This window comes from Methylorubrum extorquens (assembly GCF_024169925.1).
In the GTDB taxonomy this organism is placed as follows: domain Bacteria; phylum Pseudomonadota; class Alphaproteobacteria; order Rhizobiales; family Beijerinckiaceae; genus Methylobacterium; species Methylobacterium extorquens_A.
Genome location: NZ_JALJXF010000001.1, coordinates 2,418,488 through 2,443,799, shown reverse-complemented (window position 1 = coordinate 2,443,799; position 25,312 = coordinate 2,418,488). Strand labels below are relative to the sequence as shown.

The following is a 25,312-nucleotide window of genomic DNA, read 5'->3' as shown; positions in this document are numbered from 1 at the left end:
TGCGATCGACACTGCGCAACAGGAGCGCCGAGCCGATGAAAACCAGGGACGTCCACCCTTCCCGCTAACTTCGGAGCGCTGCGTCCCGTACGAGGCCTCCGTCATTTCGGAGGCAAAGAATGCCAAGGACGCTCTTCTGCGCGGACACCCATTTCGGACACCGCGGGATTCTCGGTCCACGGATGGCCCGACCGCGTCCGTTCGAGACCATCGAGGCGCACGACGAGGCCCTGGTCGCCGCCTGGAACAAGGCCGTTCGACCTGACGACATCGTCTGGCTCCTCGGGGACTTCGCCTACAAGTGCAGCCTCGACTACGCCGCATCCATCCAGGCGCGACTGAACGGACGCATCCACCTCGTTCGGGGCAACCACGACCACGGCCTGGGCGAACGTCTCGAATGGGCGGGACCCGTCGTCGACGTCCAAAGGGTCTTCGTCCAGGACCCGGGCATGCCCCGGCGGGTCGCCCTGTGGGTCAGCCACTATTCGCACGTGACGTGGCCCCATGCCTGGCACGGCGACCTTCACGTCTACGGCCATTCCCACGGTGCCATTCCGGCCACCCGGACAAGCCTCGACGTCGGCGTCGATTGCTGGGAGTTGGCTCCGGTCACGTTGATCCGGATCATGGAAAGGATGGCGGAAGCCCCGGCATCCCGCCCGTCAGGCTGATGTCACGCACGAGATAGGCGGCCCATCCGTCCAACCCGGTCACGAAGGTCGTTTTACGAACCCGATGTCGACCGCCACGGCCTTGAGGCGCTCAGGCTCGCGCTCTTTCCGTTCGGAGTAGCGGTCGACGAGATAGGAGGAACGCTCGCGGGTCAGGAGCGTGAACCTGACCAGTTCCTCACAGACGTCGACCACCCGGTCGTAGAGCGGCCCCGGCTTCATCCGACCGGCGTCATCGAACTCCTTGTAGGCCATGGGCACCGAGGACTGGTTGGGGATGGTGATCATCCGCATCCAGCGCCCGAGGATGCGTAGGCCGTTGACGGCGTTGAACGACTGCGAACCGCCGGAGACCTGCATCACCGCTAGGGTCCGGCCTTGTGTCGGGCGCACCGAGCCCTCCGACAGGGGGAGCCAGTCGATCTGGCTCTTGATCACCCCGGTCATGTTGCCGTGACGCTCGGGACTGACCCAGACATGCCCCTCGGACCAGATCGAGAGGTCGCGCAGTTCCTGGACCTTGGGGTGGTCAGCGGTCGCGTCGTCCGGCAACGGCAGGCCGTGCGCGTCGTAGATCCGCACCTCGCCGCCCATCGCCTCCAGGAGGCGTGCGGCCTCGTAGGCTAGGAAGCGGCTGAACGACCGCTCCCGGAGCGAGCCATACAGGATCAGGAAGCGTGGGGCGTGGGTGAACGGTGCCTGCACCTGCAGGTCGGTCGCCGTCGGCACTACGAAGTGCCCCTCGCTGATGTTGGGCATTCCGTCGGCGAAGAGCTGTTGCGGCTTGTCCAAGACGTTTCGTTCCTCTACATTTCAATGATGGTTGAGATATTGACATCATGATGGACGAACGGCAAGCCGTCGCCGCCTTTGCAGCCCTCGGCCAGGAGCACCGCCTGCGCGTCGTACGCCAACTCGTGACCGCCGGCCCCGAAGGCATGGCGGCCGGCGCGCTGGCCGAGGCGGTCGGCGTGTCAGGGACCAACCTGTCGTTCCACCTCAAGGAGCTCTCGCATTCCGGGCTGGTCACGTCCCGGCGCGAGGGTCGCTCGATCATCTACAGCGCGGCCTACCCGGACCTGTCCGAGCTCATCCAATTCCTGATGCGCGATTGCTGCCAGGGCCGACCCGAGGTCTGCGCCCCCGCCGTCGCGGCCCTCGCCGCCTGTTGCCTGCCTACCGGAGACACCGCCCATGCCTGACCACGTCTACAACGTCCTGTTTCTCTGCACCGGCAACTCCGCTCGCTCGATCCTGGCGGAGTCCATGCTCAACAAGGAGGGCCAGGGACGCTTCCGGGCCTTCTCCGCTGGCAGCCAGCCCAAGGCGGACGTGAACCCGCTCGCCGTTCAGGTTCTGAGCGAGACGGAATACCCGACCGAGGGGCTGCGCTCGAAGTCCTGGGACGAGTTCGCCGGCCCCGATGCGCCGGTCATGGATTTCGTCTTTACGGTCTGTGACAACGCCGCCGGCGAGGCCTGCCCCTACTGGCCCGGCCAGCCGGTGACGGCTCACTGGGGCATCGAAGACCCCGCCTCGGTCGAGGGTACGGACCTGGAGCGCAAGACGGCCTTCGTGACCGCGCAGCGCTACCTCAAGAACCGCATCTCGGCTTTCGTGGCGTTGCCGCTGGCCAGCCTCGATGGGGTCGCCCTGTCCGCTAAGGTGCGCGAGATCGGCCAGCAGGCCGGCGCCACCTCGCCCCGCGCGGAGGTCGCGTGATGGACGTCGTCATCTACCACAACCCGGATTGCGGCACGTCCCGCAACACCCTGGCCTTCATCCGCAACGCCGGCATCGAGCCGCACGTGGTCGAGTACCTGAAGACGCCGCCGAACCGGCTCCTGGTGCGACAGCTTGCCGAACGCGCCGGCGTCACGGTCCGCGATCTCCTCCGCGAGAAGGGAACGCCCTACGCCGATCTCGGGCTCTCGGACCCGAGCCTGACGGACGATCAGCTTCTCGACGCCATCGCCGAGCACCCGATCCTGCTGAACCGCCCCCTGGTGGTGAGCCAGAAGGGCGTCGCCCTGTGCCGGCCCTCGGAGAAGGTCCTCGACCTCCTGCCGGCCCAGCAGGGCGAGTTCGTCAAGGAGGACGGCGAGCGCGTCGTCGACGCGCACGGGCGCCGCGTCGCCACCGCCTGATCCGCTCCACGTACCCAAGAACAAGAAACGGTCCCGATGCTCGCGCTCGCCATCTTCGTGGTCACCCTCGTCTTCGTCATCTGGCAGCCGAAGGGTTTCGGGATCGGATGGAGCGCCCTCATCGGGGCCGCTGTGGCGCTCGCCACCGGGGTCATCAGCCCCGGTGACATCCCTGTGGTCTGGCACATCGTCTGGGACGCCACCTTCACCTTCGTGGCGCTGATCATCATCTCGCTGCTCCTCGACGAAGCCGGCTTCTTCCATTGGGCGGCGCTCCACATCGCCCGCTGGGGCGGCGGCCGGGGACGCCTGCTGTTCCCACTGGTCATCCTGCTCGGGGCGGCCATCGCGGCGGTGTTCGCCAATGACGGGGCGGCCCTCTTGCTCACCCCCATCGTGCTCGCGATCCTGCTCCGGCTGGACTTCAAGCCGGCGGCGGCGCTGGCCTTCATCGTCGCCTGCGGGTTCGTGGCAGACTCGACAAGCCTACCGTTGGTGATCTCGAACCTCGTCAACATCGTCTCGGCAAACTTCTTCGACATCACCTTCAGCCGTTATGCGGCCGTGATGGTGCCTGTGAACCTGGTCTCGCTCGCCGCGACCCTGGTGGTGCTGTGGCTGTTCTACCGGCGCGACCTTCCAGCCACCTACCCGGTGGCCGAGCTCGAAGCGCCGCGCCACGCGATCAAGGACCCACTGGTCTTCCGAGCGGCCTTCCCGCTCCTTGGTCTGCTTCTGGTCGCCTACTTCGTGACGGCACCGTTCGGCGTGCCGGTCTCGGTCGTCACCTGCGCGGGGGCGCTCGTCCTCCTGGCGCTGGCCAACCGCAGCCGGGTCATCCCCATCCGCAAGGTCCTGACCGGGGCCCCCTGGCAGATCGTCCTGTTCAGCCTCGGCATGTACCTCGTGGTCTACGGCCTGAAGAATGCCGGGCTGACCGACTACCTGGCGCAGGGGCTTGTCTGGCTCTCGGGCTTTGGCCCATTCGTCGCCACCATCGGGACCGGGTTCGCCGCCGCCATCCTATCCTCAGTGATGAACAACATGCCGAGCGTGCTCGTGGGTGCGCTCTCCATCCAGCAGGCTCCAGATCTCTCGCCCCTGATGCGCGAGCTCATGGTCTACGCCAACGTCATTGGCTGCGACCTCGGCCCGAAGTTCACCCCCATCGGGAGTCTGGCGACCCTGCTCTGGCTGCACGTGCTCGACACCAAGGGCCAGCACATCACCTGGGGCCAGTACATGCGGGTGGGTCTGGTCATCACGCCACCGGTGCTACTCGTCACACTGGCCGCCCTGGCGCTCTGGCTCCCCATGCTCGGGGCTCGGTAGCGCGCCGATGGCCTCGGCTCGCCGCTGGCCCGTGATCTCGGCTCTGGGCGTCGTCCAGATCCTGACCTGGGGCTCTTCGTTCTACCTGCTTTCGGTGCTGGCCGCTCCGATGACGCAGGACACGGGATGGCCCTTTGGATGGGTCATCGGCGGCCTGTCCCTTGGGCTCCTCGTCGCGGGCTTGGTCTCGCCACGGGTCGGAGCGTTCATCGGGGAGCACGGCGGCCGGCCGGTGCTGGCCTTCGCCGCCATTGCCCTGGCGCTGGGCCTGACGGGCCTTGCACTGGCCCCGAACGTTGCGGCTTACCTGGCGGCTTGGCTTCTCGTCGGTCTGGGCATGGGCACCGGACTCTACGATCCGGCCTTCGCCACCCTCGGGCGTCTCTACGGTGCCGAGGCCAGGCCAGCCATCACCACGCTTACCCTGTGGGGCGGTTTCGCCAGTACGGTATGCTGGCCGCTCTCGGCGTTCCTGATCGAGCAGGTGGGTTGGCGGGGGACCTGCCTCGCCTATGCCGGGCTGCACCTCTCGGTCACGTTGCCCCTCGTTCTGCTCGTGATCCCCAAGCCGCCCATACGTATCGTCACACGACTGGCAGGCGCGAACCCCGCCATCCGGCTTGAGGGACGGGAGCGTCGTGCATTCCTCCTCATGGCAGGGGTGCTGACCCTCGGGGGCACGGTGATGGCCATGGTCTCGGTGCACCTCATCACCCTGCTCCAGGCCCGTGGTGTGGCTCTCACCTCGGCCGTTGCCTACGGCGCCCTGATCGGACCGGCACAGGTAGGCGCGCGCATCGTCGAGATGGCTGGCAAGGGCCGGCACCATCCCCTCTGGACCCTGACCGCCGCCATGATCCTGGTGGTCTTGGGGGTCGCGATGCTGACGGCCGGCCTACCCTTGGTCGGGCTGGCGCTGGTCCTCTACGGGGCCGGCAACGGGATCTATTCGATTGCACGGGGTACGGTCCCCCTGGCCCTGTTCGGTCCCGAGCGCTACGCCGCGCTCGTCGGCCGGCTCGCCCGTCCAGGGCTGGTGGCGCAGGCGCTGGCACCCTCCGTCGGAGCCGTGGTCCTGGCCCAAGGTGGCGCGAACGCCACCTACGCCCTGCTCAGCGTCCTCGCCGTAGCGAACGTCGCGCTTGCCCTATCCCTCTGGCGCGTCCGGCCCCGAACCTAGCAAGCCGACGGTTGCCGTGACCCAGTCCCCGATCAAATCCTTGCCTTCGAACCGGTTCATGCCTATCGACGCTTAAACGATTCCACAAAGGTTTAAGTGTCGTGCAAGAGAAGCAAGCGCTCGATGGCTTCGCCGCCATCGCGCAGGAGACCCGCCTACGCATCATCCGCCTGTTGGTCACCGCCGGCGCGGACGGCATGGCGGCCGGTGCCATCACCGAGGCCATCGCGGGCGCCTCGGCGCCGCGCATCTCGTTCCATCTCAGCCACCTTGAGAACGCCGGCCTCGTGGTCGGCCGACGGGAGGGGCGGTCGATCATCTACAGCGCGGTGTTCACGGCCCTGTCCGACCTGGTGGCCTTCCTGATGCGCGATTGCTGCGAGGGACACTGCGAGGTCTGCGACCGAGCCATCGCCCTGTTCGCCCGGTGCACGGGCCGGCCGCAAACGATGTCCGGGTCCCCCAGGATCGCTTGCGAGGAACCATGAGCAACCTGCGTGATACCCTCGAAGGCAACCAGATCGGGATCTACTTCGCGGCCATCGGCGCCGCTGCGCTGATCGCCCTGACGCTGCCCGGCACCACGGCCCTTGAGGTCGGGATCAACCCGGCGCTGGCGCTGATGCTGTTCGTCACCTTCCTTCAGGTGCCGTTGCCTGAACTCGGAAAGGCTTTTGCGCGAGTCCGTTTCCTGGCGGCGCTCCTCGCCACGAACTTCATCGTGGTGCCCTTGCTGGTGGCCGGCCTGATCCGGTTCCTGCCCGAAGCCCCCATGCTGCGGCTGGGCGTGCTCATGGTCCTCCTCACGCCGTGCATCGACTACGTCGTGACCTTCGCCCATCTTGGTCGGGCCGACGCCAAGGTGCTGCTGGCCTCCACCCCGGCGTTGCTGATCGCGCAGATGCTGCTGCTGCCGGTCTACCTGAATGTCTTCCTCGGCGAGGACGCCGCCAGGTTCGTCCAGGTCGGTCCGTTCGTGCATGCCTTCTTCTGGTTGATCGCCGTCCCTCTTGGGCTCGCCGCCGCCGTGCAGCTCTGGGCCGGACGCAGCCCTGCCGGGCAACGGATGGCTACGGGCCTCGGACTCCTGCCGGTGCCGGCGACCGCGCTGGTCCTGTTCGTGGTGATCGCGTCCGTCCTGCCCCAGCTCGGACCCGCCCTCGACGATGCCCTACGAGTGGTCCCCGTCTACGTCGCCTTCGCCGTGGCTGCCCCGCTGCTGGGTTGGGCTGTCGGGCGCGCGTTCCGCCTGGATGCCCCCACCGTCCGCACGCTGGCCTTCAGCGCCGCCACCCGAAACTCCCTGGTGGTCCTGCCGCTGGCGTTTGCGGTTCCGGGTGCCGTGCCACTCCTGCCCGCCGTCATCGTCACGCAGACGCTGGTCGAACTCCTCAGCGAACTCGCCTACGTCCGCCTGATGCCCAGGCTCGGCCCAACGGCGGCGTCGCCGGTCCCGGCCGTCTAGGTCGACCCCGATGAGACGGCGGAGCGTACCCGTGATCCCACATCGCCACCGTCTCGTGGTGATCTCGGCCCTTGGCTCGATCCAATTCCTGACCTGGGGGGCCTCGTTCTACCTGCTGTGCGTGCTCGCCAACCTGATATCGGAGGACACGCGGTGGCCTCTGAGATGGGTCATCGGGGGCCTGTCCCTCGGCTTCCTCGTCGCGGGTTTGGTCCCTCCGCGGGTGGGGCTTTCGTCAGGTAGTCCCTGTCCCTTCCGCGCCGACACGCGATGTGGCATCGTCCGTTCGTGACCTTTTGGCTCGCCCTTCGGCGGTTGCTACCGCTCCTGGCGGTACTCGGCCTCGCCCTTGCGCCGGTGACCGCATCTGCGGCCGCCGCGGGCATGCGCGCTCCGAAGGCCGATCAGCGTCACGCCATGGCGATGCCCGACGAGGCCATGGACGAGATGCCGTGCTGTCCCAAGGAGCGGTTAAACATGCCCGATTGCTCCAAGGGCTGCCCCCTGATGGCGCTCTGCCTGGCGAAGGTCGCCACCGGGCTGCCGGTCGCCGTCGGACTTCCGGGCCGCGTTGCCGGCGTCGAGGGGCCGACCTGGGGCGTCACTGCCTCCTTCGACAGCCTGTCGCAAGGGCCGCCCACCGAGCCTCCCCGAGCCTGAACCCGATGCCGCCGGCGCCTGCGCCGGCAGATCCCGCGCGCCTGAAGGCCCGGGTCCCATCGTTTTCAGGAGATCATCCACCGTGTCCAAGACATCGTTTTCGCGCGCCCTCACGGCTGCGCTGCTCGGCCTCGCCCTCACCGCCGCCGCCCGGGCCGACACCCAGGACTACGAGTTCCAACTCGTGAAGGACGAGGCGAAGCAGGGTGAGGCCATCCTCGACGTCCGCCTCGTCGACAAGCGCACGTCCAAGCCCGTGCCGAACGCCGTCATCTTCGCCAAGCGCATCGACATGGCGCCCGACAGCATGGAGGAGATGACCTCCAAGATCGAGCAGCTCCCCTCGCCGGAGCCCGGCATCTACCGGTTCAAGGCGAAGCTGACGATGGCCGGCGGCTGGCGTCTCTCGCTCGGAGCCAAGGTTCAGGGCGAGACCGGCACCGTCGAGAACAAGCTGGTGTTCAAGGCCACCAAGTGAGCCGGTCGGCTTGGGCAGCCGGGACCCTCGCCGCGCTCGCGGCGGGGGTTTTGGGGTATGGCGCGGGGCATGAGGGCAGTCCCGTGCCGGCGCTCGTCCAGCAGGCGCGGACCGGGTTCGCCCATTGGCTGCCGGGAACCCGGCAGCCCTCTTCGGTGCCCGCTCGGGTCCCGGCCAGGGCGACGGGACCAGTCGTCTACTACCAGGACCCGGACGGGAAGCCGGACTACGCCGCGGAGCCCAAGCGCACGGCGGACGGTCGAGACTATCGCGCCGTCCACGCCAGCGAGGACGTGCGCTTCGACGAACCCGACGAGGCGGAGGCAATGCCCGACGCCGGGCACGGCGACATGGCCATGGCTCAGGCCACGCCCCCTGCAAGCGCCCGCAAGGTGCGCTTCTACCGGAACCCGATGGGCCTTCCGGACACCTCGCCGATTCCGAAGAAGGACTCGATGGGAATGGACTACCTCCCCGTCTACGAGGAGGAGGACACCGACGACGGCACCGTGAAAATCTCGCCCGGTAAGCTCCAGCGCACCGGGGTCCGGACGGCGGTCGCCGAGCGACGCGTCCTGTCGATGCCGGTGCGCGCGCCCGGCGCCATCGAGGAGGACGAGCGCCGGATCTCGGTGATCGCGATGCGCACCGACGCCTTCATCGAGAAGGTCGAGGCCGTCACCACGGGCGACCACGTCCGCAAGGGCCAGCCGCTCCTGCGCCTGTTCTCGCCGGAGATGAACGCGGCCGCCGCGCAGTACCTCACCGGCATCGGCTACGAGGGCGCCCGTCGGCGCCTGGAGAACCTCGGCATCCCGCCCGAGGTCATCGACGAGATCGAGCGATCCCGAAAAGTGCCCTCGACTATCACGTGGTCGGCGCCCCGCGACGGCGTCGTGGTCGAGCGCAACGTCTCGGACGGGATGCGCGCCAAGTCCGGCGACACACTGTTCAAGCTCGTCGACCATTCCCGGGTCTGGGTCCTGGCCGACGTGACCGAACGCGACCTGGCGGCCGTGGCGGAGGGCCAGACGGCGACCGTGCGCGCCCGGACGTTTCCGGATCGCGTCTTCACCGGCGCGGTGACCCGGATCTACCCGCACCTCGCCATGGGGACCCGGACCGCCCGCCTGCGCATCGAGCTGCCCAACCCGAACGGCGACCTGCGCCCGGGCATGTTCGCCGATGTGACGATCGCCACGGGCAGCGACAAGCCGGTGGTGGCGGTGCCCGACGACGCGGTCATCGACACCGGCACGAAACAAGTCGTCCTGCTCGACAGGGGCGAGGGCCGCTTCGAGCCGAGACCGGTCAGGCTCGGCACCCGTGGCGACGGCTACGTCGAGATCCGCGACGGCATCGCCGCGGGCGAGCGGGTGGTGACGTCGGCCAACTTCCTCATTGATGCCGAGAGCAACCTGAAGGCGGCCCTCCAAGGTCTTTCCGAGCCGAAGCCCGATCCCGGGCCGCAAGCCGCCGCCGAGGGGAAGGCGCCATGATCGCCCGTCTCATCGCCTGGTCGGCGAGGAATCTGGTGCTCGTCCTGATCGGGACCGTTTTTGCCGTCGGAGCGGGGCTCTACGCCCTGAAAACCCTGCCGCTCGACGCGATCCCGGACCTCTCGGACGTCCAGACCATCGTCTACACCGAGTACCCCGGGCAGGCGCCCCAGGTCATTGAGGACCAGGTCACCTACCCGCTGACCACCGCCATGCTGACGGTGCCCCGGTCGAAGGTCGTGCGCGGCTTCTCGTTCTTCGGGGTGTCGTTCGTCTACGTCATTTTCGAGGACGGCACCGACCCGTACTGGGCCCGCAGCCGGGTGCTCGAATACCTGAACACCGTGGCCAAGCGCCTTCCGGCCGGCGTGACCCCGACCCTGGGACCGGACGCGACTGGGGTCGGCTGGGTCTACCAGTACGTCGTGGTGGCTAAGGAACGGACGCTGGCCGAGCTCCGCTCGCTCCAGGACTGGGTCGTGCGCTTCGGGGCGTCGCGTGCCGAGGGCGTGGCGGAGGTCGCGGGCGTCGGCGGCTTCGTGAAACAGTACAACGTCGTCGTGGACCCGAGCCGGCTCCGGGCGCAGGGCATCACCCTGTCGAAGCTCCGGGACGCGATCCGGTCGAGCAACGCCGACGTCGGCGGCCGCACCGTCGAGCTCTCCGAGTTCGAGTTCGTTGTCCGTGGCCGCGGGTATCTCAAGACCGTCGCCGACATCGAGAGCATCGTCCTGAAGACCGAGGCGGGCACCCCGCTGCGGGTGAAGGACGTGGCTCGGGTCGAGCTCGGTCCCGACGAGCGCCGCGGCATCACCGAGATGAACGGCGACGGCGAGGTCGCCGGCGGGATCGTCCTGCAGCGGTTCGGGGCCAACGCTCTGAACGTCATCGAGAACGTGAAGGCGCGCCTTTCCGAAGTCGCCGCCAGCCTGCCCAAGGGCACGGAGATCCTGCCGGTCTACGACCGCTCGCACCTGATCGAGGCGGCCATCGAGACCCTAAAGGGCACGCTGATCGAGGAGAGCGTCATCGTCGCCCTCGTCTGCGTCGTGTTCCTGCTCCACGTCCGCAGCGCGCTGGTTGCGATCCTGATGCTGCCGGTCGGCATCCTAATGGCGTTCGCGGGCATGAAGGCCCTGGGGCTCGGGGCCAACATCATGAGCCTGGGCGGCATCGCCATCGCGGTCGGCGCCATGATCGACGCCGCCATCGTGATGATCGAGAACGCCCACAAGCACCTGGAGCGGGCGCCGCCGGACAAGCCCCGGGTCGAGATCCTGATCGAGGCCGCGGGCGAGGTGGGGCCGTCGCTGTTCTTTAGTCTCCTCATCATCACGGTGAGCTTCCTGCCGATCTTCACCCTGGAGAGCCAGGAGGGGCGCCTGTTCGGGCCGCTGGCCTTCACCAAGACGTTCGCGATGGCGGCGGCGGCGGTGCTGTCCCTGACCCTCGTCCCGGCGCTGATGGTCCTGTTCGTCCGCGGCCGGATCATCCCCGAGCGCCGCAACCCGGTGAACAGGCTCCTGATCTGGCTCTACCGGCCCCTCATCGCAGGCGTCCTGCGGGCACGGGTGCTCACCATCCTGCTGGCCGTGGTCGTCCTGGCGGCGACGGCGTGGCCGGCGAGCCGGCTCGGCTCCGAGTTCATGCCCGACCTCGACGAGGGCACCTTGATGTACATGCCCACCACGCTGCCGGGCATCTCGGTGACCAAGGCCGGTGACCTGCTCGCCACCCAGGGCCGCATCATCAAGTCCTTCCCCGAGGTGGCCTCGGTCTACGGCAAGGCCGGTCGGGCCAACACCGCGACCGACCCGGCGCCGTCCGAGATGTTCGAGACCATCGTCAACCTGAAGCCGAAGGCGGAGTGGCGACCCGGCGTCACGACGGTGAGCCTGAAGGCCGAGATGGACGCCGCGCTCCAATTTCCCGGGGTCTCGAATGCCTGGACCCAGCCCATCCGCGCCCGCATCGACATGCTCTCGACCGGCATCCGTACGCCGGTCGGGATCAAGGTGCTGGGGACGGACCTCACCGAGATGGAGAAGGTCGCCCGCCAAGTCGAGGCGGTGGTGAAGGCGGTCCCGGGCACGTCGAGCGCCTACGCCGAGCGCGTCCAGGGCGGCTACTTCCTCGACATCACCCCCGACCGCGAGGCGCTGGGCCGGTACGGCCTGACCGTCGGCGACGTGCAGGACGTGATCGGGATGGCGCTCGGCGGCGAGAGCGTGACCAACACGGTCGAGGGACGTGAGCGCTACACCGTCAACGTGCGCTACCCGCGCGCCTTCCGCTCCGACCCGCGGTCCATCGCCTCCGAGGTTCAGGTGTCGATCCCGAGCGGGGGGACGGTGCCCCTCGGCGAGGTCGCCAAGGTGCAGTTGAACCGCGGCCCGACGCAGATCCGAACCGAGAACGGGCAACTCGCGGTCTTCATCTACGTGGACGTCGCCGGTCGCGATCTCGGGGGCTACGTCGCCGAGGCGCGGGCGGCGGTGGCCAACGAGGTCAGGCTCCCCCAAGGCACCCTGGTGCAGTGGAGCGGTCAGGTCGAGTACCTCGACCGAGCGACGGCCCGGCTCAAGGTCGTGGTGCCGCTGACGCTGCTAATCGTGTTCCTGCTGCTCTACCTCAACTTCCGTCGGCTCACCGAGACGCTCATCGTCATGCTGTCGTTGCCCTTCGCCCTCGTCGGCGGGGTCTGGCTGATGTGGTGGATGGGCTTCAACCTGTCGGTGGCGGTGGCGGTGGGTTTCATCGCGCTGGCCGGCGTCGCCGCGGAGACCGGCGTGATCATGCTGGTCTACCTCGACCACGCGCTCGCCGAGGTGCGCGCCGATTGCGAACGCGACGGGCGGACGTTCACCCGCGACGACCTGCGGCGGGCGATCATGGTCGGCGCGGTCGAGCGGGTGCGCCCGAAGATGATGACGGTGGTGGCCATCATGGCCGGCCTCCTGCCCATCCTGTGGAGCATCGGCTCCGGCTCGGAGGTGATGCAGCGGATCGCGGTTCCCATGATCGGCGGCATGGTATCGTCGACCATCCTGACCCTCCTGGTGATCCCGGCGGTCTACGGGCTGGTGAAGGGATGGGGACTGCCGAGATCCGACATGCGGCCGGAATCCGTCGAAGGGCACACGATGTTCCTGGCCGCCGAATGAGAGGGGAAATCCAAATGATGAACGGGACGACGATAACATCGCGACGCGCCCTGGTGCTGGGCCTGGCGGCGTCGGTAGTCTTCGGGCGCCACGCCACGGCGCAGGACCTTCCGACCGTGGCCGTGACCAAGGACCCGACCTGCGGCTGTTGCGAGAAGTGGGTCGCCCACCTTCGCGAGAACGGTTTCACGGTGACCGTCACGGAAGGACCGGTGAACCCGCTCAAGGTCCGCCTCGGGGTGCCACGGGACCTCGCTTCCTGCCACACCGCCCAGGTCGGCGGCTATGTCGTGGAGGGGCACGTCCCGGCCGGGGCGATCAAGCGGCTCCTGGCGGAGAGGCCCCAGGGCACGGGACTGGCCGTTCCCGGCATGCCTGTCGGCTCCCCTGGGATGGAGGTCGAGGGCATGGAGCCCGATACCTACGAGGTGGTGCTGTTCGGGCCGGCAGCACGCAGCACCTTCGCGCGGTACAGCGGCGGCACTGCCATCTGAGACGCGGCTACAGCCTCTGAATGGGAAGGGGCGGCCTGATGCCGAGCCAACGATTTACGAAGATGTCGTCGACCACGTCCGCATCGACGACCATCACGCCACCCACCGCGTCGACGAGCGGCAGCATGAACACCTGACCGTCGCTGGTGAACCACCCGGAGCCGTTCACGTAGGTGTCGCCCGCGAACTCGCAGCCGACGGACATGAGGAAGGCGACGAGATCGGTCTCGCGGTAGGAGGCCATCAGCAGTGGGCGAGGCGTTCCTTGACCACGCGCATGCTTGCCCGCCGGTCCTTCATTCGCTCGATCATGTCGAGGGCGTCGGGGACGCCGGCCAGGGCCCTGTCCGGGTCGGGGTGCGAGACATGCAGTTCCGGCACGTCGGGAGAGGTGATCACGAACTCCGTCCCGACCTTCCGCTGAACGAGTTTGATGCCCTCGGCGCGCATTGCCGCTCACGCTCCCTGCTGCGTTCGTAAGATGCGCCTCAACGGCCGGTATATCAATCCGCAAAGGCCCATGCCGGTTCGCCAAGCTCCAGCAAGGTCCTAACACATCGCTTCATCTGAAACGATGAGGGGCCCGGGAGGATCCCTGGTAGTCACATGAGGGGATTCACCGCCCAAGCGACACGCCAAGCCTCGGCGCCGCTTGCCCGTTCGACTTCGCGGGCGACTTCGGTCGCTCGTCCCACATGACGTAGCCGGGCGGTGGGTCGTACTCGTGCGGGCGCAGGACGGCGGCCTGCCCCTCGACGGAGACCAACCCGGGAAACAGCGCCCGCTCGATGTGGTCCCGGTTAAGCGCGATCTTGTGCGCCGTGTGCGAGAGGATGTGCTGTGAGTGCGTCCGGCCCGGAGGGCTCACGCTGACGAGCCTCTTTCCCGGGAAACGCCTGGCGAAGAGCTGGGCGGTCGCAGCCTGGTCCGTATCCGCGGTCAGCAGGTAGGCGGTATCCATGACGTCGTGGACCGCATCGTCGTAGACGCTCAGGGCCAGGTTGATGTCCGTCGCCTTCTCGGTCGGCTTCTGCCAGGTGGAGCCGCAGTCCCTGCACCTGGCGTCCTCACGGCTGAAGTGTCCGAGGATGGTCTCGACGCCGACGAGTTTCAGGGCCTTGACCAGGCGTTCGTGGCGGACCTTCTTGCTGTGGTCCCCGGGGTAGTAGGCCGTGCAGAACACGACGCGGACGAGCGTCTCGGTCTGGCGCGGCAGGATGGTTTCCCCCAACTTCCAGAAGTTGCACCACTTCAGGAACGGCTCTCCTAAGTCATTGACGGAGTGGTATAAATTGAAACCATCGATGTAGAGTGCGGCCCGGATCTTGGATTTTTCGGCTTGACTATCCGACCCCATGCACTCATATCCGATCCGTCAACGCTGAACGGTGCGCCGCCAGCAACCCACGGGCTCCGGCCCGTGTGAAGCCCACAGGTTCCAACCTGTGGGCTTCTTTGTTCCCGATGTCTTTCTATGGTTCCTTCGCCTCTCATGGAACCTGTTTTTATCTGGCGCGTGACCGCTCCGGCGGACCAGGTTCCGAGGCTGGAACGGTCATGATCGTAGGTGCCGTCGCCATCCCGCTTCATGCGGTGGGAAGCTCCGGGGTGCCCCCCGGCTGCAGTCTCTCTTACGGACCCCTCGGCCCTGACATCGTCCCCTTGACCTTCCCACCATGGGAAGCCCCATATCGGCGTGACGTCACTCCAAAGAGGGGAACCGTCATGATCCGGCTCAAGGTCACTCGAATGAACTGCGGCGGCTGCGCCAGGTCCGTCACGCGAGCGGTCCTGGGCGTCGACCCGAATGCCACCGTCGACATCGACCTGGGCGGCGGCATCGTCTCCATCGCGTCGGCCTCGGATGCGACGCGGTTCGCCGACGCTGTCCGTTCCGCGGGCTATGGCGCCGAGCCGCTGAACGCCGCGGCTTGAACGAAGGACAAGTGGAAACAATATCGGCGCTCGGCCATTTGTGTCCCGGGGCGAGTATTCCTCGGCCCATCGAAACGGTGTAAGCAATCTTGATGAGACCCGACCGGCAACTCGTGCGCCTGATGGCGGCGATGATCGTGATGATCATCGCCTACGTCGCGCCGTCTGCCGTCCAGGCTCACGAAGGCCATCATCACGGTGGCCATGACCATGCCGCCATGACGCGGGCGGCCAAGGCGTCGGTCGCGCCGCTGGCGGCCCCCGCACCGCGCGACGTCGGTCGGTCGGCGGCTGCCGTCGATGCCACGCCCGTGCTGCTCAAGGCCGCGGTTCCCGCCCGGGTCGCCATCCTCCAGTCCGAGGACGCGGGTCGGGGTTGCTGCCCCGGTCCCTGCAAGGGCACATGCTGCGGGACGATGTCCTGCTGCGTTCCCGGCATCCTCTCAGCTCCAATGACCATGCCGACCCTTGCCTTCGGGCACGTCGTCCTGGTCACGCACGACGTCGACGGCCGCTCCGGCCTCGGCCCCGAGGCCCTGCCCAGGCCCCCACGAACCCTCGCGTAACGAACGGCGCGCCAAGGGCGCGCAACGGTCGGATTCCGTCCGCAAGCCGCGGATGTGCGTCCGGTGTTCGAACGCGAGGATGCCTCTTCCATGTCTTTTCGTATTGCCGCCGCCCTTGGCGCGGCGTGGCTGGCCGTCGCTTCGCTGGCGGGTCCCGCACGTGCCCATGAGGGGCACGACCACGGCGCACCGCCCCCGCCCGTCTCGAAGTCCATCGCCCCGCGCGGCGAGGCCGCGTCGGACGCGTTCGAGCTGACCGCCATCCCACGGGACGGGAAGGTCACGTTCTACCTCGACCACTTCCGGACCAACGAACCCGTCCGGGGTGCAGTCCTGGAGGTGGAGACGCCCGAGGGGCAGAGGACCGCCACCGAGACCGCCGAGGCGGCCTACGTGCTTCCCGCGCCCTGGCTCGCGCAGGCGGGATCGCACGACCTCCTGGTGACCGTCACCGCCGGAGAAGCGGTCGACGTCCTCACCGTCCCGCTGTCCATCCCGCAGACCCAGGCGCCCGTCGCCGCCCCGGCCGCAGCGCCGGCCGGCACCGCCATGGCCAAGGCGTCCGCCGCCGTCGCCGACCTGAAGGCCCGCCTCGTGGCCAAGGACCCCGTCCTGATGCTGACCGCGGCGGCCGCCTTCCTCCTCGGCATGCTGCTCACCGTGCTCACGCGGGGCCGGCGCAGCCTTCCCGCCGTGGCCATCATGGCGGTCGTCGTGACGCTGGCGCTCGGGAGCGTGGCCTTTGCCCATGGCGACGAGGACCACGGCGCCCCGGCCAAGGGCGAACCGGTTCAAGGCGCGGCCCTGCTCGACCCCGCGCAGCCGTCGTCCGACCTCGCCCAGCGCCTGCCCGACGGTTCGGTGTTCGTGCCCAAGCCGACCCAGCGCCTCCTGGTCCTGCGCACCACGATGACGGAGCAGGCGACGTTCCATCGGACGGTCGAGTTGCCTGGGCGCGTGATCCCGGACCCGAACGCCAGCGGCGTCGTGCAATCCTCCGTCGGCGGCCGGCTCTCGCCGCCGTCCTCGGGCCTGTTCCCGCGCCTTGGGACGACGGTGAGGAAGGGTGACGTGCTGGCCTACGTGACGCCGCCGGTGCAGGCGGTCGACGTCTCCGACATGCGCCAGCGCCAGGGCGAGCTCGACCAGCAGATCGACGTCTTCGAGCGTCGGGTGGACCGCTACCGCAAGCTCGCGACCACCGGCGCCGTCGCCCAGACGCAGCTCGACGACGCCCTCTCGGAGCTGAAGGGCCTGCAGGACCGCCGCGCAGCCCTCGACAAGGTCCGCCAGCAGCCGGAAGCCCTGGTCGCACCCGTGGACGGCGTGATCGCGCAGGCGTCCGCGGTGGCGGGCCAGATGGCCACGGCCGGCGGCATGGTCTTCCAGATCGTCGACCCGGCCCGACTCTGGGTCGAGGCCCTGAGCTTCGATGCCCTCACGCCGGCCGGGAACGCCACGGCGCGCTTCGCCGACGGGCGCACCCTGTCCCTCGTCTACCAGGGCACTGGCCTCGCCGACCGCAACCAGGCCATCCCGGTCCAGTTCGCGGTCAAGGGCAACACTTCCGGCCTGCGGGTCGGGCAGTTCCTCACCGTGCTCGCCGGCACGGACGCCGAGCAGTCCGGCCTCGCCTTGCCGCGTGCGGCCGTGGTCCGCTCCGGCAACGGGCAGGCCATCGTCTACGAGCACGTCGCCGCCGAGCGCTTCGAAGCCCGGCAGGTCCGCGTCGAGCCCCTCGACGGGACCAACGTGCTGGTCGCCGAGGGGGTGGGTGCGGGCAAGCGCATCGTCATTGAGGGCGCCGAGCTCCTCGATCAGGTCCGGTGAGGGGGCGCCGCCATGTTCAACGTCCTCGTCACGCAGTCCCTGCGCAACCGCCTGCTCGTCCTCGCGGTCGCCGCCGTCCTGATCCTGTACGGCGCCTTCACCGCCACCAAGCTGCCGGTGGACGTGTTTCCCGACCTGAACAAGCCCACGGTCACCATCATGACCGAGGCCGAGGGGCTCGCGCCGCCCGAGGTCGAGCAGCTCGTCACCTACCCCATCGAGACCCGGATGAACGGCCTGCCCGGCGTCAGCCGGGTGCGCTCGGTCTCCGGCGTCGGGCTGTCCATCGTCTACGTCGAGTTCGACTGGGGCACCGACATCTACCGGAATCGGCAGCAGATCGCCGAGCGCCTGACCCTGGTCCGCGACCAGCTTCCCCCGAACGTGACTCCGCAGATGGGTCCGATCTCCTCCATCATGGGCCAGATCCTTCTGGTGGCGGTGACCGGCGACAACGCCACCCCGATGGAGGTGCGCGAGGCCGCCGACTTCATCCTGCGGCCGCGCCTCCTCACGATCCCGGGCGTCGCCCAGGTCATTCCCATCGGCGGGGAGGTGCGCCAGTTCCGCGTCAGTCCCAACGTCGCGGCCATGCGGGCGCTGGGCGTCACGAACGCCCAGCTTGAGGCGTCGCTGACCCAGTTCGGCACCAACGCCGGCGGAGGGTTCACCGACCAGTACGCCCGCGAGTACCTCATCCGGAACATCGGCCGGACGATGAGCCTCGACGATTTGCGCAGCGTCGTGGTCGCCAACGTCGGCGACGCGCCGGTCTACCTGCGCCAGGTGGCGGACGTCTCCTTCGCCCCCAGGGTCAAGCGCGGCGACGGCGGCTACATGGGCAAGCCCGCGGTCATCGTCTCTGTCGAGAAGCAGCCCGACGTCGACACCGTCAAGCTCACGCGCGAGATCGAGGCGGCCCTGAAGGAGGTCACCGCGACCCTGCCGAACGGCATCAAGGCCGACCAGATCCTGTTCCGCCAGGCGAACTTCATCGAGACCTCCATTGCCAACGTCGAGCGCGTGCTCGTCGAGGCCATCGTGGTGGTGGCCATCGTGCTGTTCGCGTTCCTGCTGAACGTGCGCACCACGGTCATCTCGCTGACCGCCATCCCGGTCTCGATCCTGGCGACCGCCATCGCCTTCCACCTCGCCGGCCTGTCGATCAACACGATGACGCTGGGCGGGCTGGCCATCGCCATCGGCGAGCTCGTCGACGACGCCGTGGTCGACGTCGAGAACATTTTTCGACGGCTCGGCGAGAACCGGGCGGCCGGCTCGCCGCGCTCGACCTTCGAGGTCGTGGTCGCTGCGTCCTCGGAGGTGCGTTCCGGCATCGTCTACGCGACGATGATCATCGTCCTCGTGTTCGTGCCCCTGTTCGCCCTGTCCGGGATCGAGGGGCGGCTGTTCGCGCCCCTGGGGCAGGCCTACATCATCTCGATCCTGGCGAGTCTGCTGGTGTCGGTCACCTTGACGCCAGTGCTGGCCTATTACCTGCTGCCGGGGCTCAAGAGCCTTGCCGAGCACGACAGCGCCCTCCTGCGATGGTTGAAGCGTGGCAACGCCCGGCTGCTCGGGATCGCCTTCCGGCACCAGCGGGTGCTCGTTGCCACGGTGGCCATCGCGGTCGTCGCGGCCGGCATCGCCGCCTGGAACCTGCCGCGGGCCTTCCTGCCGCCCTTCAACGAGGGCTCGTTCACCGTCAACACGACGTTCAATCCGGGCATCTCGCTCGCCGAGAGCAATCGCGTCGGGTTGATCGCCGAGAAGCTGCTCCTCGACATCCCGGAGGTCGCCTCGGTCGGACGCCGCACCGGCCGGGCCGAGCTCGACGAGCACGCCGAGGGCGTCCATTCCTCCGAGATCGAGGTGGAGCTCAAGGGCGGTGGCCGGCCGAAGGACGCCGTGGTGGCCGACATCCGGCAGCGCCTGTCCCGGCTGCCGCTCTCGGTGAACGTCGGCCAGCCGATCTCGCACCGCCTCGACCACATGCTGTCCGGGGTCCGGGCGGAGCTCGCCCTGAAGATCTTCGGCGAGGACCTCGACGCCCTGCGCAGCGTGGCCAACGACCTGCGCGACCGCATGGCAAAAATCCCGGGTCTGGCCGACCTGCAGGTCGAGAAGCAGGTCCGAATCCCGCAATTGGAGATCCGGGTCGACTACACCCGGGCGGCCCTCTACGGGGTCCAGCCCTCGGCGGTGGTCGAGCAACTCAGCCGCCTCTCCAACGGGCGCGTCGTCTCGACCGTGGCCGACGGCTACAAGCGCTTCGACGTGCTCCTTCGCCTGCCGGAGCGCCAGCGCACGACGCAGGGGCTGAAGGACCTGCTGATCGAGACCCCGTCGGGGTGGGTGCCGGCACGCCAGGTCGCCGACATCCGCGAGACGGACGGGCCGAACCAGATCCTGCGGGAGAACAGCCGGCGCCGCCTCGTCGTCCAGGCCAACACCGACGGTACGAGCGACATGGCCACCATCGTGGCGGCCATCCGGCATCAGGTGTCCGAGGCCAAGCTCCCCCCGGGCTTCTTTGCAAGCCTGGAGGGGACGTTCCAGGCACAGGAGGAGGCGAGCCGGACCATCGCGGCCCTGTCCACCCTGTCCCTCGCCCTGGTCTTCGCCATCCTCTACAGCCGCTACCGCTCGGCCGTGCTGGCGCTGATCATCATGGGCAACGTGCCGCTCGCCCTCATCGGCAGCGTGCTCGCGCTGTGGCTGGTGGGGCAGCCGCTCTCGGTGGCGTCGATGATCGGGTTCATCACCCTGACGGGCATCAGCGCCCGCAACGGCATCCTGAAGATCAGCCACTACCTGAACCTGTCGCTGCACGAAGGCATGCCGTTCGGGCGCGACCTCGTGGTGCGGGGCAGCCTGGAGCGCCTGACGCCGGTGCTGATGACCGCCCTGTCGGCCGGCGTGGCCCTGGTGCCGCTGCTCTACGACGCCGCGACCCCGGGCAAGGAGATCCTGCACCCGGTCGCGGTGACCATCTTCGGCGGCCTGATCAGCGCGACCCTCCTCGACACGGTGCTGACGCCGGTCCTGTTCCTGCGCTTCGGGCGGGCGCCGTTGGAGCGCCTGCGCGCCGCGCAGGCCGAAACCCCCGATGCCCCCCGTCCGGACGGCGCGAAACCGCGTCCGGTCGAGGCGTTCTGATCCACCCCACGAAGGAGAGTACCGATGATCCCCTGGAGAATGGCCCTGATGGCCGGGGCGCTGGTCGCGATGCCGGCCTGCGCGCACGAGACGGCCGGCCAGCACGGCGGCCGCGTCACGGATGCCGGCAAGTACCACGTCGAGCTCGTCGCCAAGGGCGAGACGGTCGACGTGTTCGTGTCGGACGGAAGCCAGAAACCGGTCCCGGCGACCGGTTTCAAGGGCACCGCCATCCTCGTCGTCGGCGGCAAGCCGGCCCGCGTGCCGCTGGAGCCGACAGACGGCAACCGCCTCTCGGGCAAGGCGTCCGTGGCGCTCGGCGACAGCCCGAAGGGCGCCGTCCAGCTCACCGCCCCCGACGGCGCGACCGCCAGCGGCAAGTTCAACTGATCCACCCGTTCGATCCCGACCCAAGAAGGAAACGCACCATGGCCACCTCGACCACCACGACCCTGTTCGCCGCCCTCGTCTCCCTCGGGCTCGCCGGTCCGGCCATCGCCCAAGCCACGCACGACCACGGTTCCATGCCGGGCATGGGTGCCGGGGACTCGATGAAGCCCGACCCGAAGGACAACGCCTCGACCAAGGAATTCAAGGCTGCCGACATGACGATGATGAAGGACATGGACGTGGCCTACACGGGCGACACGGACGTCGACTTCCGCACGCACATGATCCCGCACCACAAGGGTGCGATGGCCATGGCCGAGGTGGCGCTGAGGCACGCCAAGGACCCGGCGACCAAGGCGATGGCCCAGAAAATCATCGATGACCAGAAGAAGGAGGTTGCAGATATGGAGGCATGGCTGAAGAAGAATGCCAAGTGACCGCATGCAAAAATAGGGATCAATTATCGTTGAGTTCTATTTCGACGGAATAATTGAACCTTAGTCGGAGTGCTTGGTTGTGATACTAACAAGATCAGGTGTCTAATGTGCTTGATATTGTTAGTCAATGACATCATTTTGCCAATTGATGGAGTGGATATCATGCACAACATGTCGAGCGAGATGCAGTCGTGCATCGATGAGTGCCTACGCTGTTATCAAACCTGCCTCGGGATGGCCTCAAACCACTGCCTGCCGGCCGGGGGCAAGCACGTTGAGCCGGAGCATCTTCGCCTGATGCTGGCCTGCGCGGAGATCTGTCGGACCTCCGCCCACTTCATGCTGCTCGGGACCCCCGAGCACAGGCACACCTGCCGGGCCTGCGCGGAGGTCTGCGAGGCCTGCGCGAAGAGTTGCGAGCAGGTGGGCGACATGCAGGACTGCGTCGAGCAGTGCCGCCGCTGCGCCGAGAGCTGCCGCAAGATGGCGGCCTGAGCCCCGGGGACGGCCTCCGGGGCCGTTCCTCACGTTTCCGAACCACCCAGGAGAAAACGATGAAGCAGATGATGTTGGCCGCGGCCGCGATGCTCGCCCTCTCGCTGACCCCGGCCCTGGCGGCCGGGTGCTGCGGAAAGGGCGCCAAAGGAATGTGCGCCAAGCCGATGGCCTCGATGTCGATGAAAAGCGGGAAGAAGGGCTGCTGCTGCGACGGCATGGGCAAGAAGGTGGCCATGTGATGCGGCGCGCCGGGCGTCGGGAGCGACCGATCCGTTCGCTTCAGCGCTTGGCGACGGCCTTCCTGCGAGGTGTGGGAGGCCGCGCCGGCCCCGGGGACGCGCCCGGACGGCTGGCTGAGACGTCGGCCCCGGTCTCCAGGCTGGCGATGATCGGACAATCCGGCCGACCGTCGCCGTCGCAGGCGTCGGCCAGGGACCGCAGGGCGTCGGCCATCTCGTTTAATTGGCGGGCCCGCTGTTCGAGTTCCTTCACGTGGGCCCTCGCGATGGCCTTCACGTCGGCGTTGCTGCGGTCGGGATCGCTCCAGAGTCCTAGCAGCACCCGGATGCGGTCCAGCGAGAAGCCCAGGTCCCGGGCGTGCCGGACGAAGCCGAGCCGGTGCAGGTCGGCGGTTCCGTAATCGCGATAGCCGCTGTCGCGCCGGTCCGCCGGGGGCACGAGCCCGATGCTTTCGTAGTGCCGGATCATCTTGGCCGAGACCCCGGAGGCCCGGCTCGCCTCGCCGATATTCATCGTAGGAGCCCCTCAGTTGACCTTCCCATAATGGGAAGGTGCAGGAAGGTCCGCAAGCCCAATCGGCCGCTGCCCGCACCCTGCTTCCACTTCGAAGCCCGGACGGCATCCCGGCCAGACAACCCACGGAGTTTCCGATGCAAGCCACCGCGTCCCGCAAGGCGGTCCTGTACCGCATGATGATGCCGCAGCACACGTGTCCGTACGGCCTCAAGGCGAAGGATCTCCTCGAACGCCAGGGCTTCCAGGTGGAAGACCACTGGCTGACCACCCGCGAGGAGACCGACCGCTTCAAGGCCGAGCACGGGGTCAAGTCGACGCCCCAGACCTTCATCAACGGCGAGCGCGTCGGGGGCTTCGACGATCTCAGGCGGCATTTCGGACGGGCCGCCAACGACCCGAACGCGACGACCTATACGCCGGTCGTGGCGGTGTTCTCGATGACGGCGCTGATGGCGCTCGCGGCGAGCTACGCCGTGTACGGCACGCCGCTGACCGTCCGGGCGGCCGAGTGGTTCATCGCCTTCAGCATGTGCGTGTTGGCCCTCCTCAAGCTGCAGGACGTCGAGACCTTTTCCTCAATGTTCCTCGGGTACGACCTGCTGGCCAAGCGCTGGGTGCGTTACGCCTACGCCTACCCGCTCCTGGAGGGCATCGCCGGCGTCCTGATGGTGGCCGGCGCCCTGAACTGGCTGTCGATCCCCGTGGCCCTGTTCATCGGCACCGTCGGCGCGGTCTCGGTGTTCAAGGCGGTCTACGTCGACAAACGCGAGATCAAGTGCGCCTGCGTCGGCGGGTCGAGCAAGGTGCCGCTCGGCTTCGTCTCGCTGACCGAGAACGTGATGATGGTCGCCATGGCGATCTGGATGCTGGCGATGGGGCATTGAGCGGCATGGCCACGATGTTCCCCGCCTGGCTCCATGCGCTCTCCATCCTGGCCCTGCTGCTCGGGGCCGCCTGCTCGATCCTTCTGTCGGTGCAGGTGATCCGGCATCCGCAGCACATGACCGTGATGAACGTGGTCTGGCCGGTCAGCGCCCTGTTCGGCACGGTGGTCGTGGTCTGGGCCTACTTTCGCTATGGCCGCCTCGCGACCATGGAGGCGCATCACCGCGCGATGGAGCGGGACGAGAAGCCTCCGAACATGACGCAAACGCCGTTTCCGGTGATGGTGGGCAAGGGCGCGCTCCACTGCGGCAGCGGCTGCATGCTCGGCGACGTCGCCGCCGAGTGGCTCGCCTTCCTCGTGCCGGCGGTGGCGGTCTGGTTCGGCTGGCACTCGCTCTTCGAGGAGAAGATGTACGCGGTCTGGGTGCTGGACTTCGTGTTCGCCTTCGGGCTTGGGATCGTGTTCCAGTATTACGCCATCGTGCCGATGCGCGGGCTCTCCCCGGGCCAGGGCATCGTCGCAGCCCTCAAGGCCGACACCCTGTCGCTGATCGCCTGGCAGGTCGGCATGTACGGCTTCATGGCGTTCGCCCAATTCGCCGTGTTCCCGCACCTCGCGGGGCAGCCAGCGCCGGTGAACTCGGTCGAGTTCTGGTTCGCCATGCAGGTGGCCATGGTGGCAGGGTTCCTGACCAGCTACCCGGTGAACTGGTGGCTCGTCTCCACCGGGATCAAGGAGCGGATGTGACAGGATTTCGTGCCCCTGACCGCCCTCCAGCATGTGACGCATCCCCAGGTGCCTGCCACCACAAGGGCTAGGTGCGAACGCAGCCCTTCCGTTGGGACGCCGCTTCCGAAACCCGCCCATGAGGATATGCAGGGTCATGCGCCGCTTCCCGCCCGAACGCATCGTGTGTCTGACGGAGGAGACCGTCGAGACCCTCTATCTCCTCGGCGTGGAGGACCGCATCGTCGGAGTCTCCGGCTATGCCGTCCGTCCGCCGCAGGTCCGCCGCGAGAAGCCGCGGGTTTCCGCCTTCACCAGCGCCGACATTCCGAAGGTTCTCGCCCTCGCCCCCGACCTGGTGCTCACCTTTTCGGACCTTCAGGCCGGCATCGTCGCCGACCTCGTCAGGGCCGGCGTTGCCGTGCACGCGTTCAACCACCGCGACGTCGCCGGCATCCTCGCCATGATCCGCACGGTGGGCGCCCTGGTCGACGTCCGCGACAAGGCGGAGGCACTGGTCCGTGGCTACGAGGCCAGACTCGCGCGCGTAGCGGAGCAGGCCAACGAACGGCCGCGGCCGCGGGTCTATTTCGAGGAATGGGACGAGCCCCTGATCTCGGGCATCGGCTGGGTCTCCGAGCTCGTGGCAATCGCCGGCGGCGACGACATCTTCCCGGAGCTTTCCCGGCAGGGGGCCGCCAAGGATCGCATCGTGGCGCCGGAAGCGGTGATCTCGGCTGCGCCCGAAGTCATCCTGGCGTCCTGGTGCGGGAAGAAGGTCGTGCCCTCCCGCATCGCCGGCCGGCCGGGCTGGGCCGCAATCCCCGCCGTCGCGCAGGGTCGCATCGTCGAGATCAAGTCGCCCCTGATCCTGCAGCCCGGACCTGCGGCCCTTACGGATGGCCTGGACGCCATCCTGCAGGCGCTCGGGCATCCGATCCCGCACGCCGAGGCCCCTTGGCAGGTGCCCGTCCCGGCCCCATCGCCGTGGCGCCTGACCGAACGCCATCGCGCCCAGCTTCTCAAGGTCCCGGAC

General features: G+C 68.1%; 28 protein-coding genes and 1 pseudogene. 24 read left to right on the top strand and 5 right to left on the bottom strand.

Translation table 11 applies throughout. From position 1 onward, the window contains the following. Positions 1 to 119: 119 nt before the first annotated feature. Complete coding sequence (locus tag J2W78_RS11545) at positions 120 to 674, top strand: metallophosphoesterase (RefSeq protein WP_103711559.1); 555 nt, start codon at positions 120 to 122, stop codon at positions 672 to 674. A 39-nt stretch (positions 675 to 713) separates the two neighbouring features. Here J2W78_RS11545 and arsH read toward each other — a convergent pair whose 3' ends face one another. Beyond that, positions 714 to 1,466: an arsenical resistance protein ArsH gene (gene arsH / locus J2W78_RS11540; protein ID WP_103711560.1), complete on the bottom strand. Its 753-nt coding sequence runs from the start codon at positions 1,464 to 1,466 to the stop codon at positions 714 to 716. Between the two features lie 50 nt (positions 1,467 to 1,516). Between arsH and J2W78_RS11535 the strand changes: the two genes are divergently transcribed. The 12 genes from J2W78_RS11535 (at position 1,517) to J2W78_RS11475 (ending at position 13,093) form a co-directional block, all read left to right on the top strand. Next, on the top strand, positions 1,517 to 1,876 hold the full coding sequence (locus tag J2W78_RS11535; RefSeq protein ID WP_181017412.1) for an ArsR/SmtB family transcription factor: 360 nt from the start codon (positions 1,517 to 1,519) through the stop codon (positions 1,874 to 1,876). Further along, the gene (locus J2W78_RS11530) at positions 1,869 to 2,396 is read left to right on the top strand and encodes an arsenate reductase ArsC (RefSeq protein WP_103711562.1); all 528 of its coding nucleotides are present in this window, start codon (positions 1,869 to 1,871) and stop codon (positions 2,394 to 2,396) included. Before J2W78_RS11535 ends, J2W78_RS11530 begins: the two co-directional genes overlap by 8 nt. Further along, entirely contained in the window at positions 2,396 to 2,821 is a 426-nt protein-coding gene (arsC, locus tag J2W78_RS11525; RefSeq protein ID WP_103711563.1) for an arsenate reductase (glutaredoxin), read from the top strand. Before J2W78_RS11530 ends, arsC begins: the two co-directional genes overlap by 1 nt. Positions 2,822 to 2,857: 36 nt before the next feature. Beyond that, complete coding sequence (locus J2W78_RS11520) at positions 2,858 to 4,153, top strand: arsenic transporter (RefSeq protein ID WP_103711564.1); 1,296 nt, start codon at positions 2,858 to 2,860, stop codon at positions 4,151 to 4,153. 7 nt (positions 4,154 to 4,160) lie between these two features. After that, complete coding sequence (locus J2W78_RS11515) at positions 4,161 to 5,333, top strand: MFS transporter (protein ID WP_103711565.1); 1,173 nt, start codon at positions 4,161 to 4,163, stop codon at positions 5,331 to 5,333. Positions 5,334 to 5,434: 101 nt separating this feature from the next. Next, complete coding sequence (locus J2W78_RS11510) at positions 5,435 to 5,821, top strand: ArsR/SmtB family transcription factor (protein WP_103711566.1); 387 nt, start codon at positions 5,435 to 5,437, stop codon at positions 5,819 to 5,821. Beyond that, entirely contained in the window at positions 5,818 to 6,798 is a 981-nt protein-coding gene (locus J2W78_RS11505; RefSeq protein WP_103711567.1) for an arsenic resistance protein, read from the top strand. The genes J2W78_RS11510 and J2W78_RS11505 overlap by 4 nt, the downstream gene beginning before the upstream one ends. 288 nt (positions 6,799 to 7,086) lie before the next feature. Continuing rightward, entirely contained in the window at positions 7,087 to 7,458 is a 372-nt protein-coding gene (locus J2W78_RS11495) for a hypothetical protein (RefSeq protein WP_103711596.1), read from the top strand. A gap of 82 nt (positions 7,459 to 7,540) precedes the next feature. Beyond that, positions 7,541 to 7,936, top strand: a complete 396-nt coding sequence (locus J2W78_RS11490) for a FixH family protein (RefSeq protein ID WP_103711568.1) — start codon at positions 7,541 to 7,543, stop codon at positions 7,934 to 7,936. Next, positions 7,933 to 9,435: an efflux RND transporter periplasmic adaptor subunit gene (locus tag J2W78_RS11485; protein ID WP_103711569.1), complete on the top strand. Its 1,503-nt coding sequence runs from the start codon at positions 7,933 to 7,935 to the stop codon at positions 9,433 to 9,435. The genes J2W78_RS11490 and J2W78_RS11485 overlap by 4 nt, the downstream gene beginning before the upstream one ends. Next, complete coding sequence (locus J2W78_RS11480; protein ID WP_103711570.1) at positions 9,432 to 12,599, top strand: efflux RND transporter permease subunit; 3,168 nt, start codon at positions 9,432 to 9,434, stop codon at positions 12,597 to 12,599. Before J2W78_RS11485 ends, J2W78_RS11480 begins: the two co-directional genes overlap by 4 nt. Before the next feature lie 17 nt (positions 12,600 to 12,616). Continuing rightward, the gene (locus tag J2W78_RS11475; RefSeq protein ID WP_103711597.1) at positions 12,617 to 13,093 is read left to right on the top strand and encodes a DUF411 domain-containing protein; all 477 of its coding nucleotides are present in this window, start codon (positions 12,617 to 12,619) and stop codon (positions 13,091 to 13,093) included. Positions 13,094 to 13,100: 7 nt separating this feature from the next. On the opposite strand, the gene J2W78_RS11470 is transcribed toward J2W78_RS11475, so the two are convergent. The 3 genes from J2W78_RS11470 to J2W78_RS11460 all read right to left on the bottom strand — a co-directional run bounded on the left by J2W78_RS11470 (position 13,101) and on the right by J2W78_RS11460 (position 14,450). Further along, positions 13,101 to 13,337, bottom strand: a complete 237-nt coding sequence (locus tag J2W78_RS11470) for a hypothetical protein (RefSeq protein ID WP_103711571.1) — start codon at positions 13,335 to 13,337, stop codon at positions 13,101 to 13,103. Then, positions 13,337 to 13,543, bottom strand: coding sequence for a hypothetical protein (locus J2W78_RS11465; RefSeq protein WP_103711572.1), 207 nt, complete (start codon positions 13,541 to 13,543; stop codon positions 13,337 to 13,339). Before J2W78_RS11465 ends, J2W78_RS11470 begins: the two co-directional genes overlap by 1 nt. Positions 13,544 to 13,709: 166 nt before the next feature. Beyond that, on the bottom strand, positions 13,710 to 14,450 hold the full coding sequence (locus tag J2W78_RS11460; protein ID WP_103711573.1) for an NYN domain-containing protein: 741 nt from the start codon (positions 14,448 to 14,450) through the stop codon (positions 13,710 to 13,712). A gap of 368 nt (positions 14,451 to 14,818) precedes the next feature. Between J2W78_RS11460 and J2W78_RS11455 the strand changes: the two genes are divergently transcribed. The 8 genes from J2W78_RS11455 (at position 14,819) to J2W78_RS11420 (ending at position 22,147) form a co-directional block, all read left to right on the top strand. After that, positions 14,819 to 15,028: a heavy-metal-associated domain-containing protein gene (locus J2W78_RS11455; protein WP_103711574.1), complete on the top strand. Its 210-nt coding sequence runs from the start codon at positions 14,819 to 14,821 to the stop codon at positions 15,026 to 15,028. Between the two features lie 92 nt (positions 15,029 to 15,120). Next, the gene (locus J2W78_RS11450; RefSeq protein ID WP_103711575.1) at positions 15,121 to 15,594 is read left to right on the top strand and encodes a hypothetical protein; all 474 of its coding nucleotides are present in this window, start codon (positions 15,121 to 15,123) and stop codon (positions 15,592 to 15,594) included. A gap of 90 nt (positions 15,595 to 15,684) precedes the next feature. After that, positions 15,685 to 17,424, top strand: coding sequence for an efflux RND transporter periplasmic adaptor subunit (locus tag J2W78_RS11445; protein ID WP_103711598.1), 1,740 nt, complete (start codon positions 15,685 to 15,687; stop codon positions 17,422 to 17,424). A gap of 12 nt (positions 17,425 to 17,436) precedes the next feature. Beyond that, entirely contained in the window at positions 17,437 to 20,583 is a 3,147-nt protein-coding gene (locus tag J2W78_RS11440; RefSeq protein WP_103711576.1) for an efflux RND transporter permease subunit, read from the top strand. A gap of 24 nt (positions 20,584 to 20,607) precedes the next feature. Further along, a complete protein-coding gene (locus J2W78_RS11435) occupies positions 20,608 to 20,973 on the top strand; it encodes a hypothetical protein (RefSeq protein WP_103711577.1) in 366 nt (121 codons plus the stop codon). A gap of 38 nt (positions 20,974 to 21,011) precedes the next feature. Further along, the gene (locus J2W78_RS11430; protein ID WP_103711578.1) at positions 21,012 to 21,410 is read left to right on the top strand and encodes a DUF305 domain-containing protein; all 399 of its coding nucleotides are present in this window, start codon (positions 21,012 to 21,014) and stop codon (positions 21,408 to 21,410) included. Positions 21,411 to 21,572: 162 nt separating this feature from the next. Next, entirely contained in the window at positions 21,573 to 21,905 is a 333-nt protein-coding gene (locus J2W78_RS11425; protein WP_103711599.1) for a four-helix bundle copper-binding protein, read from the top strand. Positions 21,906 to 21,964: 59 nt separating this feature from the next. Then, on the top strand, positions 21,965 to 22,147 hold the full coding sequence (locus J2W78_RS11420) for a hypothetical protein (protein WP_103711579.1): 183 nt from the start codon (positions 21,965 to 21,967) through the stop codon (positions 22,145 to 22,147). 40 nt (positions 22,148 to 22,187) lie between these two features. On the opposite strand, the gene cueR is transcribed toward J2W78_RS11420, so the two are convergent. Continuing rightward, positions 22,188 to 22,661, bottom strand: a complete 474-nt coding sequence (cueR, locus tag J2W78_RS11415) for a Cu(I)-responsive transcriptional regulator (RefSeq protein WP_103711580.1) — start codon at positions 22,659 to 22,661, stop codon at positions 22,188 to 22,190. Positions 22,662 to 22,798: 137 nt separating this feature from the next. On the opposite strand from cueR, the gene J2W78_RS11410 reads away from it, so the two are divergent. The 3 genes and pseudogenes from J2W78_RS11410 to J2W78_RS11400 form a co-directional block, all read left to right on the top strand. Then, positions 22,799 to 23,548 carry a glutaredoxin family protein gene (locus J2W78_RS11410; protein WP_103711581.1) on the top strand — a complete coding sequence of 250 codons (750 nt, stop codon included), beginning with the start codon at positions 22,799 to 22,801 and terminating at the stop codon, positions 23,546 to 23,548. A 14-nt stretch (positions 23,549 to 23,562) separates the two neighbouring features. Next, positions 23,563 to 24,297 carry a DUF4396 domain-containing protein gene (locus J2W78_RS11405; protein ID WP_103711600.1) on the top strand — a complete coding sequence of 245 codons (735 nt, stop codon included), beginning with the start codon at positions 23,563 to 23,565 and terminating at the stop codon, positions 24,295 to 24,297. A gap of 136 nt (positions 24,298 to 24,433) precedes the next feature. After that, positions 24,434 to 25,207, top strand: a pseudogene (locus J2W78_RS11400) (cobalamin-binding protein); the annotation flags it as partial. Between the last annotated feature and the right edge of the window lie 105 nt (positions 25,208 to 25,312).